Here is a 14,753-nt window from a genome sequence, read left to right on the forward strand (position 1 = left end):
TCTTCTCCTTTTTCTTTAATATATATATGCTTCTCCCGTTCAGGGATAGTTTCGTCGCACTTAAACAACTTCATTGGCATGGCTGATTGCTCCTTGTGCAATAGCTGATAAGAAGACAGACTCTTCTAATATGTAATTTTTGTCAGAAACTTGTTGGAGTTCCTTGATTTCAAAATCCTATCAACCTTTTTAATTAATAATAGTAAAGTTGATAACAATAACGCGAATTAATATTGCAAAATAGTAAGAAAACCAGTTTATAATAGACAGTTCTGTCTAGATTTTAATTAATCCCAATCATTCTATATAAAAGACTTTTACTCAAGAAAATAGACAGACCATTCTAACTGGAAAGTAAGAGATAAATGATTTACTTTCTGTCCTCACTATAGATATATCTCCAAAGATAAATCGACGATATTTTCTCAACTTTCAACAACAGAATAACGCAATTATAGGCTTTGAGGCTTTCTTGGGGGTTTCCCCCAGGAGGAACTGCCGTGATGACTAATTGTAACCACGAATACTGTTTGTAAATTAATTTCTCAGCGCAAGTAAATTGGCCAAATGTATGATATTCTTTATTTATAGGGAATCTAAACCACTTCACGCACAAAGGATCTCCAAGCACTTGCGCTGTAGTGATGAAGCCAAATCCCATAAGTTAACCAATTGTCTGATGAACTGATGGTCTTGCTTCGCAAGTCTCTGGAGGATTGTAGAAGTATTTGATCGGTAGCAGTTCTGAAGTTCGGGGGGACTTTGGTCTGCTTGCAGTTCATCAATCACTTTTGGGATAAACCTTTTATTATTTACAGATAGTTTTTTTAAGTTCTTAGAAAGAATCGAAGTTTTGGCGAATGAAAGAATAGGACAAGCAATCGATAACATCCTTAAATCATTGAAAAATTAGATCCCTGACTTCTCAAAGAAGTCGGGGATCTGGACACTGCCAATTTCCACAAATCACATAAAATTTCTATAGATTAAACACTCTGATCTTTACAATGAATCAAAGGATAGTTAAGAGTGTTTTCTAATTTCCAATTTTTGTTATATTCAGCCTGTCACTTCAAAAAGATAGTCAAGATTCAGGTTTGAATCATTGAGAAAATGATAAGATTTTTGTCATTATTATTTATCAAGCATTGAAAAATTAAACATTATTCAAGGATGCGATCTAAATGAGTAAAGTAAAAACAACCCGTAAATCTGTTCGCGATCGCATCCTAAGTACAGCATCAGGTTTGTTCTATCGAGAGGGAATTCGCAATGTCGGTATTGACAGAATCATTGCGGAATCTGGCGTTGCAAAAATGTCACTCTACAATCATTTCAAGTCAAAGGATGCATTGATTGAAGCGTGGCTGCGACAACAGGACGTAGAATGGTGCGAATGGCTCAAAACCACGATTGAGGAACAAGCTTCTAACCCATCCCAACAACTATTGGCAATATTTGATGCTTTACGGGAATGGTTTGAAGGGCCAGATTTCCGAGGTTGTGCATTCATTAATGCTTCAGTGGAACTAGCCAATGCTGACCATCCTGGACATCGAGTGGCATTGGAGCATCAACAATCGATTTACCACTACATCAAGAGTCTAGCTCAAGCCGCAGAAGTTTCATCACCGGAACAGTTAGCCAGGCAACTACTTCTTTTGGTGCAAGGTGCGATCGTGGTGGCGATGATGGAAGGAAGTTGGTCAACCGCTTCACAGGCGAAAAAAGTTGCGGCAACCCTAATCCAGACTGCATCAAAATCCAGCGTTACATGAAGTTTATTATTATGATTTAATATAAAAAATCACACTAAAACTAGTAGTCTGTCAAGAACTAATTGACGGATAAATTCCTTGTAGAGACGGCGATTTATCGCGTCTCTCTAACCGTCAAAATGAATTTGACAGACTACTAGGTTCGGAGCAGTCAGAAATAGAATTACCGATGATTGTGAGAGAAGCGTCCCACCACGATGTACCTACCATTGCTAAGGTTCATGTAGACACTTGGCGAACGACCTATCGAGGCATTGTGCCAGATGAGCATTTGACGAACCTATCTTATGAGCAAAGAGCGAACGGTTGGTATCAAATTTTGAATCACGCTCCAAAAGATGGCAACTTTACTTATGTTGCTGAGGAAGAACCCGGTGAGATTGTCGGTTTTGCGAATGGAGGGGTGGAGCGCACAGGTAATCCGGTGTATAAAGGCGAGTTGACTGCAATCTACATCCTACAAAACCACCAAGGAAAGGGAATTGGACGTTGTTTGGCGCAGGCAGTTGTGGAAAGGCTAAGTCGGTCAGGTATCAATTCTATGCTAGTGTGGGTTTTGGTCAATAATCCTGCGTGTCAATTTTATGCTGCGCTTGGCGGAAAACCAGTTTATGAAAAAGAGCTTGAAATTGGTGGGAAACCATTAATTGAGGTGGCTTATGGTTGGACAGATACAGCAAATCTCAGAAGCAGTTGAGCAACGATATGGACTCTACTTTTCAGAGCCTATCGGTTACATAATTAAAGCAGATGGGAGCCAAATCCCACTTTACTACGGTGAGATCAAAATCGTGAAGACGACAGGTGAATATCATGCAATCCCACGCACCAGCCCTCGCAGAACAAGCTAAAACCTGGAAGTTTCTAGAACTCTGGGTTGATCCAGTTCTTTTTCCACCTAAGATTCTCATGTTAATTGGCGATCGAGATGGCACTTGTCGTATTTTTAACCCTGCATCTGACTATCAACTTATAGTCACTCACTCTAACTATCAAGCCGCCCAAGAATGGCTTCTTGAAGATGAATATGAACGAGTCAAGGGACAACTTTTGGCTGAAGAAGTTCTCTAGTTATGGGCTTCAACTCTTGCAGAAAAGCTGCATAACATTTGGTTGACAAAACATGATTTCTGTGAATTCATCTGTGCAATCAGTTTTCTTACTTTCATGCCGACAAACGACTCTGAATTGCAAATCTGAGCTTCCGAGAACCCTGGATGCGATCGCCTTCACACCTTTTGAGCAATGCCAATTATTCCAATTTCTCGGTAAGGTGCAAATAATAATGCGATCGCCTTACGTGCCAGATGAAGTAACAAATGGAGTCGCTGAAATAACAAATGCGTAGGCGTAGCCAGCCGTAGGCATCGCTGATACAGCACAATACGGTTCAGATAAGCCCTTTTTTCTCCCCCTGCATCCCCTGCTCAAGAACAGCCTATCTCAACCGATAATTTCCTTAACTGAACCGTATTGGGTTATCGGAGGGTCAGTAATGCCATTTTTCCTAAACAAAATGTGCATCTTGAGGATTGAATGCCAGCTTAATTATTTCATGGGGATATACATTGCCAAATATATGATTCCGAGGCACTCTGGCAATTAAAGTTTGTTCTCCCACCTTCACCCAAATACTACAAATCCCAATACCATTTAAAACCCGTTCTACTAGCCCTTCAATAATTACTGACCAAGGTTTATGCAATATTGAAGAACTGGCATCGAAAATATTGAAAGTATCGCCAGATAAACAACATGAAGTAATTGGCTTGGTGATTTCCCCAGGATATAAAAACTCTATGCCGTTTGCAAGTTTGATAAGACTTCCACGGTTACTCTGTTCTACCCGACACGGAATAATATTATCTATCCCTACCAGTCTGGCCAACTGCTCGTTAGCTGGTCGGCGGATGATGGTTTCCAAGTTATCATCTTGGATAATACAGCCATCAAATAAAGCGATCGCGCGATCGGCAAAATGCAGTATATCTGTAAAATTATGACTGACTAATATAACTGCTGAACCCCTCTCTTGGGCTAATTGTCTAATTTTCTCAATCATCTGGGGACGTATTCCCACATCTAAAGAGGCAGAAGGCTCATCCAACAGCAGCAATTCGGAATCAGCGACTAAACCGCAGGCAATACAAACTCGTTTCGCTTCACCACCCGACAGAGAACGAGCTGACTGATTTGCTAAGTGTTCACAGCCAAAAGCTATCAGTGCAGTATATACCCTTTGCTTAATCTTGTGTGTTGGTGTGCCACGAAACTTTAATACCTTGGCAACATTATTAAAAACAGTGTCATCTAGTAGTAAGGTTTCCTGAAATACCAAAGCTGAACGACGACGCAACAATGTTTTATTGGCATTGCGGACATCCTCTCCAAATAATTGCACCTCACCACGGTAAGGTTGCAAGAGATTGATTGTTCTTAACAGAGTGCTTTTACCAGCACCATTGGGGCCAAGCACAGCAACCAATTCTCCAGGACGGACTGCAAAATTTTCAATTGACAGGATATTTTTACGTGTTTTGCTATCAACGCTAACCTGTCGCATATTCAGGACATACTCGTTAGTACTCATAGAATTTTCTTGTCATGCTGTAGGATAGTCAGTAACACGATAACGGTGTATGTGATGATCAGGAGGATGTATGCGATCGCCATTGCCACATCGTAATTTCCTTTGCCTACTTCTAAGACGATCGCTGTAGTCAGGACTCTAGTCTGCCCTTTGATATTGCCGCCCACCATCATGGATGCGCCAACTTCTGAGATGACGCGACCAAAACCAGCCATAATTGCAGCCATTAACCCTAACCGTGCTTCCTTGATTAGCAACCAGTTGGCTTGCCACTGTGTCGCCCCCATTGATAACAGTCGCCAGCGTAGTTTCGGATTAATACTGATAATTGCCGCAAAACTGAAGCCAGCAACAATTGGAAAAGCAATGATGGCTTCGGCTATAATCATCGCTGTGGGTGTATACATCAAATCAAGATTTCCGAACGGGCCAGACCGCCACAAAAATAGACTGACGAATAAACCGACTACGACGGGTGGTAATCCCATACCGAAGTTAATCAAACTAGTCAGAGTCTGCTTGCCGACGAAATCCACTAATGCTAGCCATAGTCCTAATGGTAGTCCCAGTAAAACGCTAATGGCTGTAGCTGTCCCAGATACGAACAATGTCATTGTCATTACCTGGAAAACGTCACTATCGCCACTGGTTAATAGTTCAAGAGCTTTCACAGCCCCTTCGATGATTGTATTCACAGTTTATTACCCTGACAATCTGATTGCTGCTGTCAAACGCCAGATATCTATACTCAGAGAAGTAGGAGAATATGGGAGATTAGTTGAGGTTGTCTGTCTAAATGCTACACATCTGCTATGAGATGCGATGTCGAAGGGAAAGCAGACAGATCCTCGACTGCAATGGATTACAACACAAGAAAACTTGCAAGAATTACCCGACTTTGGGTGCAAATACGAAAATCATCACCAAAATCCCCCTCACGCCATCTTTGAGTAGATGGCGTTTGTAAAAAAGATTTGGGTGTACCTCAGTTAGTTAGGAAACCTTATGGTAATTTATTTCCAGGCTTCCTCAGAGTGTTGATCGTAATCATTGTAAGCATTCACCAGACCCTTGAGAACTTCGGCTGTAGTCTCAAAAAGAGCCTGAGCCTTTGGTTCTTCAATTTTGGTAATATCTTCACGTAAGTGTGTGATTAGATCGTTCAACTGACCTTTGATTTTCGCTGTATGGTAGTGTGGGTCGGTTTTGGACAAGTTTTGTTGGGTTGTCATGAGCTTACTCCTGGTATAGAAAAGAATAGTTTCTATTCTGTCCAATTGTAACAATTTTTTGGCTCATTATGTGATATAGAAGTTTCTTTAAAATCCATAATCTTTCTCCGTTTTACCGGCATCAACATAAAATAACGGTTGTTTGAACTCTTTTTTCCCGTGGGCTGCAATTATTGTCTGTCCTTCAGGAGATAAGACAAAATTAATAAACGCTTTAGCTCCTGCACTATTGACTCTGGGGAATTTTTTTGAGTTCACTTCCATCACATGGTAGAGATTTAACAGTTTCTTATCTCCTTGCACCAGTATTGGCAAAGACAGGTTTTTCTGCTGAAATATATAGGTTGCTCGATCTGCTAAGGTATATCCTAATTTTTGATTAGCGACTTGCAATGTTTGTCCCATCCCTGAACCTGTTTGCTGATACCAACTGCCAGATGGTGTGATGTTTGCCTGTTTCCATAAATCTTTTTCTAGTTTGTTAGTACCTGAGTCATCACCCCGCGATACAAACAATGCTTGATTTTTGGCAATCAGACTGAATGCTTCCACAGCATTCTTTTTCCCTCGGATCTTTGCTTTGTCTGCATCTGGCCCGACAATCACAAAGTCATTGTGCATTACCAAATGGCGATTAATCACCGCACCGCCTGCCAAAACTTTGCGTTCGGCTTTCGGTGAATTGACGAATAGCGCGTCAACCTCACCTTTTTCAGCCAGAGCTAAAGCTTGTCCGGTGCCGACTGCAACCTTTTTCAGCCTATATCCTGTTTTCTTTTCAATCGCCGGAACTAAATCATCTAGCAGCCCACTATCCTCAATGCTGGTTGTCATCGCCACAATGACGTTTTTACTCGCTGATGACGACTGTCCCAGAGTTGGCTCTTGGTTGACTATACTACCAAAGCCGATGCAAAGAATCGCCACGAAAATTACCAAACATCCATGACTCAAAGCCCGATGATTGATCATTGCACTCTCCTAGCAATTTATGTGCCAATATTTTTTACTATGGCAAGTAAAGCTTACATTGAACACTATAAGCAAGATTGAGTAGGAAGGCAACAATATTTATGTTGTTTTCAAGACAATTTTTCTGATGAGAAGGATTTTTGATAAGATGCTGACATCTAAGTTTTTACCCAACGTCAGGTAGTTAGGTTTGTTGGTGTTGGCAGCATCATAACAAGTCACTGCATTGTAACTCCTCAATCTGGTTGGTTGAGTTGCAAAAAGTGTTGAAATAATTCCCTGACTCAGTGGGAAAGTGCTGATGATGACTGAGCTAAACTAAACGTGTATCATCTCAAAATAAGCGATATGGCTCTGGGCGAAATTTTACCAACCGTCAGTCAACTATCTCATGAAGATAAACTTCGACTAATCCACTTTCTCCTTCTTGCAGTTGCGAAAGAAGAAGGATACAGCTTAGAAGATACTGAAGAGAGTGGGTTGATACCCCGCCCCTCTGGTGCGGACACACTCGCGTTCGTGGGCGGTCTTTTAACTCAGCACTCAGCACTCGGAACTCAGGACTCTTCATGAAGTGGCTTATCAGTCGAAGCCATTGCTCGTGGAACAGATTTATCGGTTGAGGAGGCTATTCTCCTGGCATCAGTAAGCGGTAAAGGAAGTTTTTACTTACTTGATTTTGTCTAGCCATTTCTAGAAGTAGTATATCTCCATTCTTGAGGAGGACGAAAAAGCATTGAGCATCGAGGTAATCATCGTTACGTAATCCTTCATCAGCTACCTTTGTTTCCTCTATCCCTTCATAGTTCAGGTAATGCTCTTTGTCCTCAACATCTACTACATTAAATACGACTGGCATTGCTTTTAAAGTATAAGAGTACATTGTCGATCGTAAATCCTATAGTTGCTTTAAGTCTGTTGGTTTAGTTGCAAAATAAGTAGGTAGGCGGGAAAATTTATAACTATGTCATTGCGTTCGCCCTTGGCGTTCCCGTAGGGTACGGAGCGTAGCGAAGTGTTCGCTGTAGCGTCTCATAGAGAAGCAGTAGGCTAATTGAAAAATAAGAATGTTGAGTTTTAGTACTTATGATATCTTCTCAAGAATCTGATTACTCATCTGAATTTGGTTTTTTCCTATATTACGTTTGAGTAAGAAAATACCCGCATCATGCGCTTGCTGACCACCAGCACTAAAGCAAGCATCCTCGATAATTACTGGTTCAATACCGCGCTCAAAAGAGTCAATTGCTGTCTTGAAAATACAGCTATCAGTTTCAACTCCACAAAGATATATTTTGCTGATTTGATTAATCAAAATAAAACTCGAAAAATCCTCCGTAAATGCCGAGTAATAAGGTTTATCAAAAATATTATGTATATATGGCTGAAGTTCATCAATAATGCTCGTTTCTGGTTCATGTATCAAGCTTGACCAATGAATTAGTTTGACATAATTACTGTCAGCAGTATTGATAAACCTTGTAAATTTAACGAGTTTACCAGTCGCCAAAAAACGCTCAATTAATTTAATGACAGTAGGAATAATATGTCTGCATTTGTCAGGCATAAAACCGTTTTGCATATCTACTACAAGAAGGACTTCGCTCATTTGTGCCAGAATTTATATCGTTGCTCCCATATTTCCAGGACTGAATAGTTGTTAAAGGAGGAACACAAGTTATTCTCTGTCAAACAGATTTTCAGTGTCTTGGATCATTCCACCGAAGCCTTTGTTAACTTCAGTATTGATATCGTTATTGATAACTTGATCAACTTCAGTATTTAGCATTTGCTCAAATCCCTCAGCACGAGGAATGCGATCAGCTACACCGTCAAGAATTGGGTTGATCAGGTTATCTGCGGTTGTGTCGATGGCTGCATCAACGCCGAACTCTCCTGCTTGCTCTGGAAAATTTGGATCTGACATTTGACTCAACTCTCTGAGAAAAAAACTCGGATATCAAAGCAATACTGAATGCTTCTTTAGTGAACTACCCACACTGACTTGGAGCTTGCCTTGTACAGTGTCGGCTTCTGTAATCACGGGGGAGTGCCTGAACTTAGACTTTCGCCCAAGAACAGGACTTACCTCCCCTCCTACAGCAGAGACGGCTGAACCTTCCGCCTTTATCATTCTGATGCCCTCTGCCCTAATGTTCTGCGCGGCGTTTCCATCCCTATCATGATGAGTATTGCAATAAGGACAAGTCCACTCACGGACATCTAACGGCATCTCACCAACGGAATAGAAACAATTAGAACAGAGTTTGGAACTGGGAAACCATCTATCAATTTTAATCAACTTTCCACCTCTGCGTTCTAGCTTATAGGCTAAAAAGTTGGTGAATGTTCCCCAGCCCACATCAGATATTGATTTTGCCAGATTATGATTGCGTACCATGCCTTTGACATTAAGATTCTCTACTATGACAGCTTGGCTATCGCTGACCAACTTGTAACTAAGTTTATGTAGAAAATCTTGCCTTGAGTTGCTAACTCGCTCGTAAACTTTGGCAACAACTTTTCTATATCTATTTCTTGAATTACTCCCTTTTTGTTTACGTGCTAATTTTTTTTGTTTGCGTTTGAGGTTAAACTCATGTTTTGCAAGGTGTTTAGGGTTATCGTAAAAAGACACTTTCTCGCCATCAGTGACGACAGCAAAGTGTTTTAGTCCTAAATCAATCCCATATATCTTACCTTCTAAAAGAACCGGATTTTCACTCTCTAACTCAGTCAGGATAGATGCAAGGTATTTGCCAGAAGGCGTTTTACTCACACTAACAGTCTTGATTTTTCCCTCAATCGCTCTATGTATTTTGGCTTTGACTATCCCTATATTGCCAGGAAGTTTGACATTAGCATCTACGATTTTGACATTTTGAGGATACTGGATGGACTGTTTTCCGTGCTTAGATTTGAACTTAGGAAATCCAGCACGTTTCTCAAAAAAGTTTTTATAGGCTGTAGTTAGATTGAGTGTTGTAGCCTGTAAAACTTGGCTATAACACTCAGATAACCATAGGGTTTCTTCTGCCTTTTTGAGTTCAGGAAGAAATGCGTTGAGTGCTACACGGCTAAGTCCTTTCCCCGTTTCTTTATATGTTTCAATCGACTTATTTAGAGCATAATTCCACCACCATCTAGCACAGCCAAAAGCTTGAGCTAATTAAATCTGTTGTTCAACTGATGGATATAAACGGACTTGTACAACTTTGTGTAGCACTCAATATCACCTCCTTAATACCTCTATTTTATCAGAAATATATATTGCGGTAAAGTACTAAAAGAAAATAATTGTTGATTCGTCATACATCTAATATCTGTCTTTGCTGTGCAAAAAATTAATATTAGATGCAATCCTTATCAACCGCCTTATATCCCGCCACTGATTCCGAGTACAGAATTCAGTGGGGGACTTACGGCGTAATAGTTAAACCTGATTGTGGGGACATTGCTAGTTATTTCAGTGTTAGAGTTCAGTTTTAGCGTTGCATCCCACCCAATGTTCAATTGGTTACGGATTAGGCGACCACTTATTTAAGTGCTAGCGACGTGGCGAGTGATGAAGTCAGTATCGGGTAAAATGTTGGGAATTAAATATATTTAGGATGAGGAGCAAGATTTAATCGCAATGAACAATCAACTTAAACGAATGTCACTAAGCATGGTATTGACGTTAGGTACAGTACTGATGCTAAGTAGTTGTGGTCAGAAACCGGAAGAATCTACTACCACTACGCCTCAAACACCAACTGCGATTGCTCCAGCTAGTCCTGCATCTAGTCCTGCATCTAGTCCTGTATCTAGTCCTGCCTCTAGTCCTATCCCTGGTGGAAATACAACTTCTTCTAGCTCTAAGAAGCCAGTATCGGCGAATAAAGCAGCAGTTTTAGCCGCAGCACAAAATCTTGGAGTGAAACCACAAAACGAAACAACTTGCCCAAGTGATGCACAGGTAAAAGGCAAAATTACGAATAAGAGAGGCAACATTTATCACCTTCCCAAAACCTTAGATTACGAAAAAGTCAAACCGGATATTTGTTTTAAAGACCCAGCAACAGCACAACTTGCCGGTTTTCGTGCGCCTAAGTGATCTAAACAGGGCAAAAGTAGTTGATTTTTCAAATACTTCCTTGACTGTAGGATATAGAATTTGACCTTTTGAAAAAATTCCTAATTCCTGATTAATAATTCCTATTTATGTCAATACTGCTCGGTTAAGCATTTTCAACTTGGAATTAGGTTTGGGGAAAAGGTTAAAGGGTAAAGGTTAAAGGTTTTTTCTTTCCCCTTGCCCTTTCCCCTTTTCCCCTTAACTGACAAGTATTGCTATTTATGTGACATTGAGGGTTTTAAAACCCACCAGAAATAGGATTTCCAATAGAGGCAGGGGAATCAATTTTTAATTAGGAATTAGGAATGATAAATTAATAATTATATTGAATTCAAAATCTCTATATTCAATCCGAACTTGTTTAACGTCAATTTGCCCAGACTCTAAAAACACAAGTTCCTCTACTTGGTATAACCCTAAATCTTTAAACGGTGCTAATTCTGAGTTTGATAATGGCCAAGGTGTCACCGAGGGTTCAGCTTCTGTGTCTCGAACACGAGTAATCATCAACAGCATTCCACCAGGAGCAAGTACAGAGGTAACTGAAGAAATAACCCAAGAACGCACATTCAAGGGCAAAGCTTGAATATTACGACATTCAAAAACAAAATCAAAAGCTTGATACCATTGTGAGTGAATTGCTAACAAATCTGCAACTACATAATTGATAGTTGAACCAGGAAATCGCTGCTGACACCAAGCGATCGCTGTTGGTGAAATATCAAAAGACAATTAGCGTTGTCCCCAGTTTATCCATAGTAAATACCGTTATATAATACTATTCACCTCAATTTTCGTACTTTACGCAAAAAACGAATAATCTTGAAGTTTGCATTACAAACTTTTGGCTATCAACTTACTAGCTATAAATAATGCAAAAAGTTGTATTATTTCTCTCTACGAGACGCCAAAGGCGAACGTGCTATGCATCTCGAAATAAATGTTTTTATTTGATTCCATAAATAAATTTAGTTGCTCTCAAACCATTTTTCTTTTTCTTTATGAGTGCCTTTTTACTTTTTACTTTTGCCTTGTTCGGTGAGCGCAATTTCTAGAAGCTTTAGCAACCCTTAAAAAATAATTCGACGATAGATTTCAGTCAGGGGAATTTCTACGTTTAAACTGTGCAGCATAATCGTCCGCTCAATGTGAGAGTGAACTTGCCATAGCCAGCGATCGTTACTGTTACGATCCAAGTTGTGATATTGCTCAATGTAGGGTTCAGTTTGGCTTACAAGCAAATATTCACAAAAGCTGGCAATTGAGCGATATTTTCTGAACTTGTCCCCTCGATCATAAGCTTCAGTAGAGGGCGATAAAACTTCGACAATAAACATTGGATTCAGAATTTCATCATTGCGTAGACGCTCTTGCGGCTTGTCGTAGACATTGTTATTGAACTCTGGTTCACCATTAACAACCATCAAATCGGTATAAGTCCCACACTGATATTCAGGAATCCAAACTCGCAAGTCGCTATTATACAAACGAAAATCGGTGTCTCTCAGTAAAAATCCCAAGTAAATTAAGAAGTTGCTGGCGATCGCACTGTGAGTAACCGATCCTCCCGACATAGTAATAACCTCTCCGTTGCGGTATTCATGGCGTTCTGGGTTTGTTTCTTCCATAGCCCAATACTCGTCTAAAGTAAGGCGACTTGTTATTACTTCTGGGGGACTGCTTTGAGCAAAGACCACAATTCAGACCTCTTGAATAATTACCTCTGAAACTATTATCACATCATTCATTAACGGAGTAATATTATCGAGAATTCCCTGATTCCATCGGCATTTTGAATTGTCCCTAACCTGTGGGTAATGAAAAATACTGTCCTTCCCTTAAATACTTGGGCTAAATTCAAGCACACCTGACGTTCAGTAGCATAGTCAAGTGCGCTGGTAGCTTCATCTAGAATCAACAGTGGTGGATTTTGTAGTACAGTCCGAGCGATCGCAATTCGTTGTCTTTGTCCTCCCGATAAAGCTGAACCCCTCTCTCCAACACGGGTTTCATAATCCGATGATAGATTCATAATAAAATCATGGGCACAAGCAATCTTAGCAGCCTCCACAATTTCTGATGGTGTGGCATCAGGCATAGTTAGGGCAATATTCTCTTGTACCGTGGTATCGAATAACAGAGTGTCTTACAACAGTCACACCTTTAGTACTTGCGTATTCATTTCTCTAACTGATGAAGAATCATTTCTCCTTTTAGTGAATTGGTATGACTAGCGATCGCTTATTCTTTTCTAATTTTCAGCAACCCATTTATAGTCTTATTTGTCAATGCGTAATTTCTGTTAAATATAAAACAAGGGTTTGAGTAGAAACCACCTTCAATTTTACTTCTTTAGTTAACAGGTACACTCCACCAAGCTAAACCATAAGGTTGAGTTGATTCATTTACCTGATGGCGAAACTGAACCCGGATTTTATAATTACCTTGAGTCGGAACAGGGCAGAAGATATGTTGTACGCTGTCAACTTGGCTAATTGAGCTACAAACTACACCCATATCCTCACTTAAAGCATTAGCTTTTACCAAGTAGAGGTCGAGATTATTCAACCCGCGATCGCGAAAAGTCTCTCCAACATCATACTGCTGGTTGTGATTGAGATCGTTTAATTCTACTAGGCGATCCCAAGCCAGAGTAATAGCAATAAAACTATTCGCCTTTAATGGTTTTGCTAATGTATATTCTATAGATGTTCCAGCCTTGACTGTGCCATAATCCCAGCCTATACCAGGCACAGCATCAGATGGTTGCCATTCGCCGCCACTAAATTGTTCATAGGCTCGAAATGCATTTAAATGACCCGCCCCCATTTGAGCATCCAAAGAAATTTTTGGTTCTTTATATGCATCAGTTGCTAACCAGTCTTTGTCTTGTTTATCAATCAGCGTTTTCATCATTCCCAAGCGTAAGCCATCACCGCTATCTTGAATTTTGTCTGCGGAATTGAGCAATACAGCTTTCATGACTTGGTGATGCCGAGAAGCAACACTCCAATGGAGTTGTTTTTTACGCAGTTGTCGATCCCCAAATTCCTGTAACAATGCAACAGTGGCCGTAACATGAGGTGCAGCAAAACTTGTCCCTGAACCCGGATTTACCTGACCATCTGGATTGATTAAATCAATATTACTGCCTGGAGCTACTAAACTAATAGAGTGACGACCTTTAATATCAAACTCTTTACCAATTAAGCGACTACTTACTCCTTTGCCATCACCTGCCAAATTGTCAACAGCTACTTTGTTAAAAATACCTTTCTTTTGGGATGAAAAAGCCACGTTCACTCCGTTGTAATTGTCGGTCGGAATTGAAATCCCTCCTTTGCCTTGGTTCCCCGCAATTACATATAAAGTATCATGAACGCGACTCGACCAGTCAACACATAATGTTAGTAAAGCATTACCATCTAAAACAGGCTCTGGTCGTGGGTCGCGTTCTAGTGGTTCACCAAAGCTGAAATTGATCGCGCGAACATCACCGCCGTTTTGCAAGGCGATGTATTGTGCCGATAAGCACTCTTGTGGCTGTCCCATTTTTTTTGTATCACCTACAGCATCTGAATACAGTCGCGCTCCTGGGGCTACTCCTGGTAAAGCTTTATCTCTACTCACCATTACTGCTGCCACATTGTAGGCATGAGAATCTACATTCTTATTTGACTTAGCCCGTCCATCACGTAAAAATACTCCTGCTGGTGATACAGCACGATTTTTAGACACGGCTTTATCCCAACCAAACATTCCTGGACGGCCAATTTCCACCTGACCTATGGCTATCTTGCGACCGATTAAATTGTACGGCGCTTCATGTAATACAAGAGCATCAATCCCGTTTTTCCCTAAAGAACTTTCTTCTAATGCTGAGGCTTGTACTGCCAAGCTCAAACAGCAAGCACTCATTCCCAAAATTACCCAACAGATAAGTTTTTTGCTCATTAGTACTCCTTTCGACTTGGGGGCGAAAGCGCCAGAAATATAGTCGTGTAGCAACAATATCCTTGATACAGCCGGGCATTTTATCGAACAGAATTCAGGAGTCAGGAGTC

18 protein-coding genes and 2 pseudogenes are annotated in these 14,753 nt (G+C 40.5%); 7 read left to right on the forward strand and 13 right to left on the reverse strand.

All coding sequences use genetic code 11. The features are described from left to right. Positions 1 to 1,184 precede the first annotated feature (1,184 nt). The 5 genes from V7K76_RS02385 to V7K76_RS02400 all read left to right on the forward strand — a co-directional run bounded on the left by V7K76_RS02385 (position 1,185) and on the right by V7K76_RS02400 (position 3,126). On the forward strand, positions 1,185 to 1,778 hold the full coding sequence (locus tag V7K76_RS02385; RefSeq protein ID WP_334950471.1) for a TetR/AcrR family transcriptional regulator: 594 nt from the start codon (positions 1,185 to 1,187) through the stop codon (positions 1,776 to 1,778). A gap of 169 nt (positions 1,779 to 1,947) precedes the next feature. Continuing rightward, a complete protein-coding gene (locus tag V7K76_RS02390; RefSeq protein ID WP_334950473.1) occupies positions 1,948 to 2,475 on the forward strand; it encodes a GNAT family N-acetyltransferase in 528 nt (175 codons plus the stop codon). Continuing rightward, on the forward strand, positions 2,438 to 2,629 hold the full coding sequence (locus tag V7K76_RS34540) for a DUF6972 family protein (RefSeq protein ID WP_442936164.1): 192 nt from the start codon (positions 2,438 to 2,440) through the stop codon (positions 2,627 to 2,629). Before V7K76_RS02390 ends, V7K76_RS34540 begins: the two co-directional genes overlap by 38 nt. Beyond that, positions 2,592 to 2,849, forward strand: a complete 258-nt coding sequence (locus V7K76_RS02395) for a hypothetical protein (protein WP_334950475.1) — start codon at positions 2,592 to 2,594, stop codon at positions 2,847 to 2,849. Before V7K76_RS34540 ends, V7K76_RS02395 begins: the two co-directional genes overlap by 38 nt. Positions 2,850 to 2,901: 52 nt before the next feature. After that, on the forward strand, positions 2,902 to 3,126 hold the full coding sequence (locus V7K76_RS02400) for a hypothetical protein (protein WP_334950477.1): 225 nt from the start codon (positions 2,902 to 2,904) through the stop codon (positions 3,124 to 3,126). Between the two features lie 159 nt (positions 3,127 to 3,285). On the opposite strand, the gene V7K76_RS02405 is transcribed toward V7K76_RS02400, so the two are convergent. Both V7K76_RS02405 and V7K76_RS02410 read right to left on the reverse strand, forming a co-directional pair. After that, positions 3,286 to 4,368, reverse strand: a complete 1,083-nt coding sequence (locus tag V7K76_RS02405; RefSeq protein WP_334950479.1) for an energy-coupling factor ABC transporter ATP-binding protein — start codon at positions 4,366 to 4,368, stop codon at positions 3,286 to 3,288. Beyond that, positions 4,365 to 5,063: an ABC transporter permease gene (locus tag V7K76_RS02410; RefSeq protein WP_334950481.1), complete on the reverse strand. Its 699-nt coding sequence runs from the start codon at positions 5,061 to 5,063 to the stop codon at positions 4,365 to 4,367. The genes V7K76_RS02405 and V7K76_RS02410 overlap by 4 nt, the downstream gene beginning before the upstream one ends. A gap of 127 nt (positions 5,064 to 5,190) precedes the next feature. Between V7K76_RS02410 and V7K76_RS02415 the strand changes: the two genes are divergently transcribed. Then, a complete protein-coding gene (locus V7K76_RS02415; RefSeq protein ID WP_334950483.1) occupies positions 5,191 to 5,322 on the forward strand; it encodes a hypothetical protein in 132 nt (43 codons plus the stop codon). A gap of 59 nt (positions 5,323 to 5,381) precedes the next feature. Here the strand turns inward: V7K76_RS02415 and V7K76_RS02420 are convergent, their stop codons facing one another. The 7 genes and pseudogenes from V7K76_RS02420 to V7K76_RS02450 form a co-directional block, all read right to left on the reverse strand. Further along, positions 5,382 to 5,600 (reverse strand): hypothetical protein, encoded by a 219-nt coding sequence (locus V7K76_RS02420; RefSeq protein ID WP_094343478.1) that lies wholly within the window; start codon positions 5,598 to 5,600, stop codon positions 5,382 to 5,384. Positions 5,601 to 5,687: 87 nt separating this feature from the next. Beyond that, positions 5,688 to 6,572 (reverse strand): substrate-binding domain-containing protein, encoded by an 885-nt coding sequence (locus V7K76_RS02425; RefSeq protein WP_334950485.1) that lies wholly within the window; start codon positions 6,570 to 6,572, stop codon positions 5,688 to 5,690. A 99-nt stretch (positions 6,573 to 6,671) separates the two neighbouring features. Beyond that, positions 6,672 to 6,794 (reverse strand): hypothetical protein, encoded by a 123-nt coding sequence (locus tag V7K76_RS02430; protein ID WP_334950487.1) that lies wholly within the window; start codon positions 6,792 to 6,794, stop codon positions 6,672 to 6,674. 406 nt (positions 6,795 to 7,200) lie between these two features. After that, positions 7,201 to 7,431, reverse strand: a complete 231-nt coding sequence (locus tag V7K76_RS02435) for a hypothetical protein (protein ID WP_334950489.1) — start codon at positions 7,429 to 7,431, stop codon at positions 7,201 to 7,203. A 225-nt stretch (positions 7,432 to 7,656) separates the two neighbouring features. Further along, positions 7,657 to 8,181: an isochorismatase family cysteine hydrolase gene (locus tag V7K76_RS02440; protein ID WP_334950491.1), complete on the reverse strand. Its 525-nt coding sequence runs from the start codon at positions 8,179 to 8,181 to the stop codon at positions 7,657 to 7,659. Positions 8,182 to 8,250: 69 nt separating this feature from the next. Further along, positions 8,251 to 8,499, reverse strand: coding sequence for a hypothetical protein (locus V7K76_RS02445; protein WP_334950493.1), 249 nt, complete (start codon positions 8,497 to 8,499; stop codon positions 8,251 to 8,253). Positions 8,500 to 8,563: 64 nt separating this feature from the next. Beyond that, positions 8,564 to 9,798 (reverse strand): annotated as a pseudogene (locus tag V7K76_RS02450) (RNA-guided endonuclease InsQ/TnpB family protein). A 429-nt stretch (positions 9,799 to 10,227) separates the two neighbouring features. Between V7K76_RS02450 and V7K76_RS02455 the strand changes: the two are divergent. Next, positions 10,228 to 10,668 carry a sunset domain-containing protein gene (locus tag V7K76_RS02455; protein WP_335029653.1) on the forward strand — a complete coding sequence of 147 codons (441 nt, stop codon included), beginning with the start codon at positions 10,228 to 10,230 and terminating at the stop codon, positions 10,666 to 10,668. Between the two features lie 309 nt (positions 10,669 to 10,977). Here the strand turns inward: V7K76_RS02455 and V7K76_RS02460 are convergent, their stop codons facing one another. The 4 genes and pseudogenes from V7K76_RS02460 to V7K76_RS02475 form a co-directional block, all read right to left on the reverse strand. Further along, positions 10,978 to 11,421 (reverse strand): class I SAM-dependent methyltransferase, encoded by a 444-nt coding sequence (locus V7K76_RS02460; protein ID WP_334950497.1) that lies wholly within the window; start codon positions 11,419 to 11,421, stop codon positions 10,978 to 10,980. Between the two features lie 338 nt (positions 11,422 to 11,759). After that, positions 11,760 to 12,386 carry a Uma2 family endonuclease gene (locus V7K76_RS02465; protein ID WP_334950499.1) on the reverse strand — a complete coding sequence of 209 codons (627 nt, stop codon included), beginning with the start codon at positions 12,384 to 12,386 and terminating at the stop codon, positions 11,760 to 11,762. A gap of 80 nt (positions 12,387 to 12,466) precedes the next feature. Continuing rightward, positions 12,467 to 12,835: pseudogene (locus V7K76_RS02470) on the reverse strand (ATP-binding cassette domain-containing protein); the annotation flags it as partial. 206 nt (positions 12,836 to 13,041) lie between these two features. Then, positions 13,042 to 14,643 (reverse strand): S8 family serine peptidase, encoded by a 1,602-nt coding sequence (locus tag V7K76_RS02475; RefSeq protein WP_335029655.1) that lies wholly within the window; start codon positions 14,641 to 14,643, stop codon positions 13,042 to 13,044. Between the last annotated feature and the right edge of the window lie 110 nt (positions 14,644 to 14,753).

This window comes from Nostoc sp., from assembly GCF_036917975.1.
Classification (GTDB): domain Bacteria; phylum Cyanobacteriota; class Cyanobacteriia; order Cyanobacteriales; family Nostocaceae; genus Nostoc.

Coding starts and splice junctions, on each gene's coding strand:
- V7K76_RS02385 (WP_334950471.1), top strand. CDS start 1,185: ATGAGTAAAGTAAAAACAACCCGTAAATCTGTTCGCGATCGCATCCTA.
- V7K76_RS02390 (WP_334950473.1), top strand. CDS start 1,948: ATGATTGTGAGAGAAGCGTCCCACCACGATGTACCTACCATTGCTAAG.
- V7K76_RS34540 (WP_442936164.1), top strand. CDS start 2,438: ATGGTTGGACAGATACAGCAAATCTCAGAAGCAGTTGAGCAACGATAT.
- V7K76_RS02395 (WP_334950475.1), top strand. CDS start 2,592: ATGCAATCCCACGCACCAGCCCTCGCAGAACAAGCTAAAACCTGGAAG.
- V7K76_RS02400 (WP_334950477.1), top strand. CDS start 2,902: ATGATTTCTGTGAATTCATCTGTGCAATCAGTTTTCTTACTTTCATGC.
- V7K76_RS02405 (WP_334950479.1), bottom strand. CDS start 4,368: ATGAGTACTAACGAGTATGTCCTGAATATGCGACAGGTTAGCGTTGAT.
- V7K76_RS02415 (WP_334950483.1), top strand. CDS start 5,191: ATGTCGAAGGGAAAGCAGACAGATCCTCGACTGCAATGGATTACAACA.
- V7K76_RS02420 (WP_094343478.1), bottom strand. CDS start 5,600: ATGACAACCCAACAAAACTTGTCCAAAACCGACCCACACTACCATACA.
- V7K76_RS02425 (WP_334950485.1), bottom strand. CDS start 6,572: ATGATCAATCATCGGGCTTTGAGTCATGGATGTTTGGTAATTTTCGTG.
- V7K76_RS02435 (WP_334950489.1), bottom strand. CDS start 7,431: ATGCCAGTCGTATTTAATGTAGTAGATGTTGAGGACAAAGAGCATTAC.
- V7K76_RS02440 (WP_334950491.1), bottom strand. CDS start 8,181: ATGAGCGAAGTCCTTCTTGTAGTAGATATGCAAAACGGTTTTATGCCT.
- V7K76_RS02445 (WP_334950493.1), bottom strand. CDS start 8,499: ATGTCAGATCCAAATTTTCCAGAGCAAGCAGGAGAGTTCGGCGTTGAT.
- V7K76_RS02455 (WP_335029653.1), top strand. CDS start 10,228: ATGTCACTAAGCATGGTATTGACGTTAGGTACAGTACTGATGCTAAGT.
- V7K76_RS02475 (WP_335029655.1), bottom strand. CDS start 14,643: ATGAGCAAAAAACTTATCTGTTGGGTAATTTTGGGAATGAGTGCTTGC.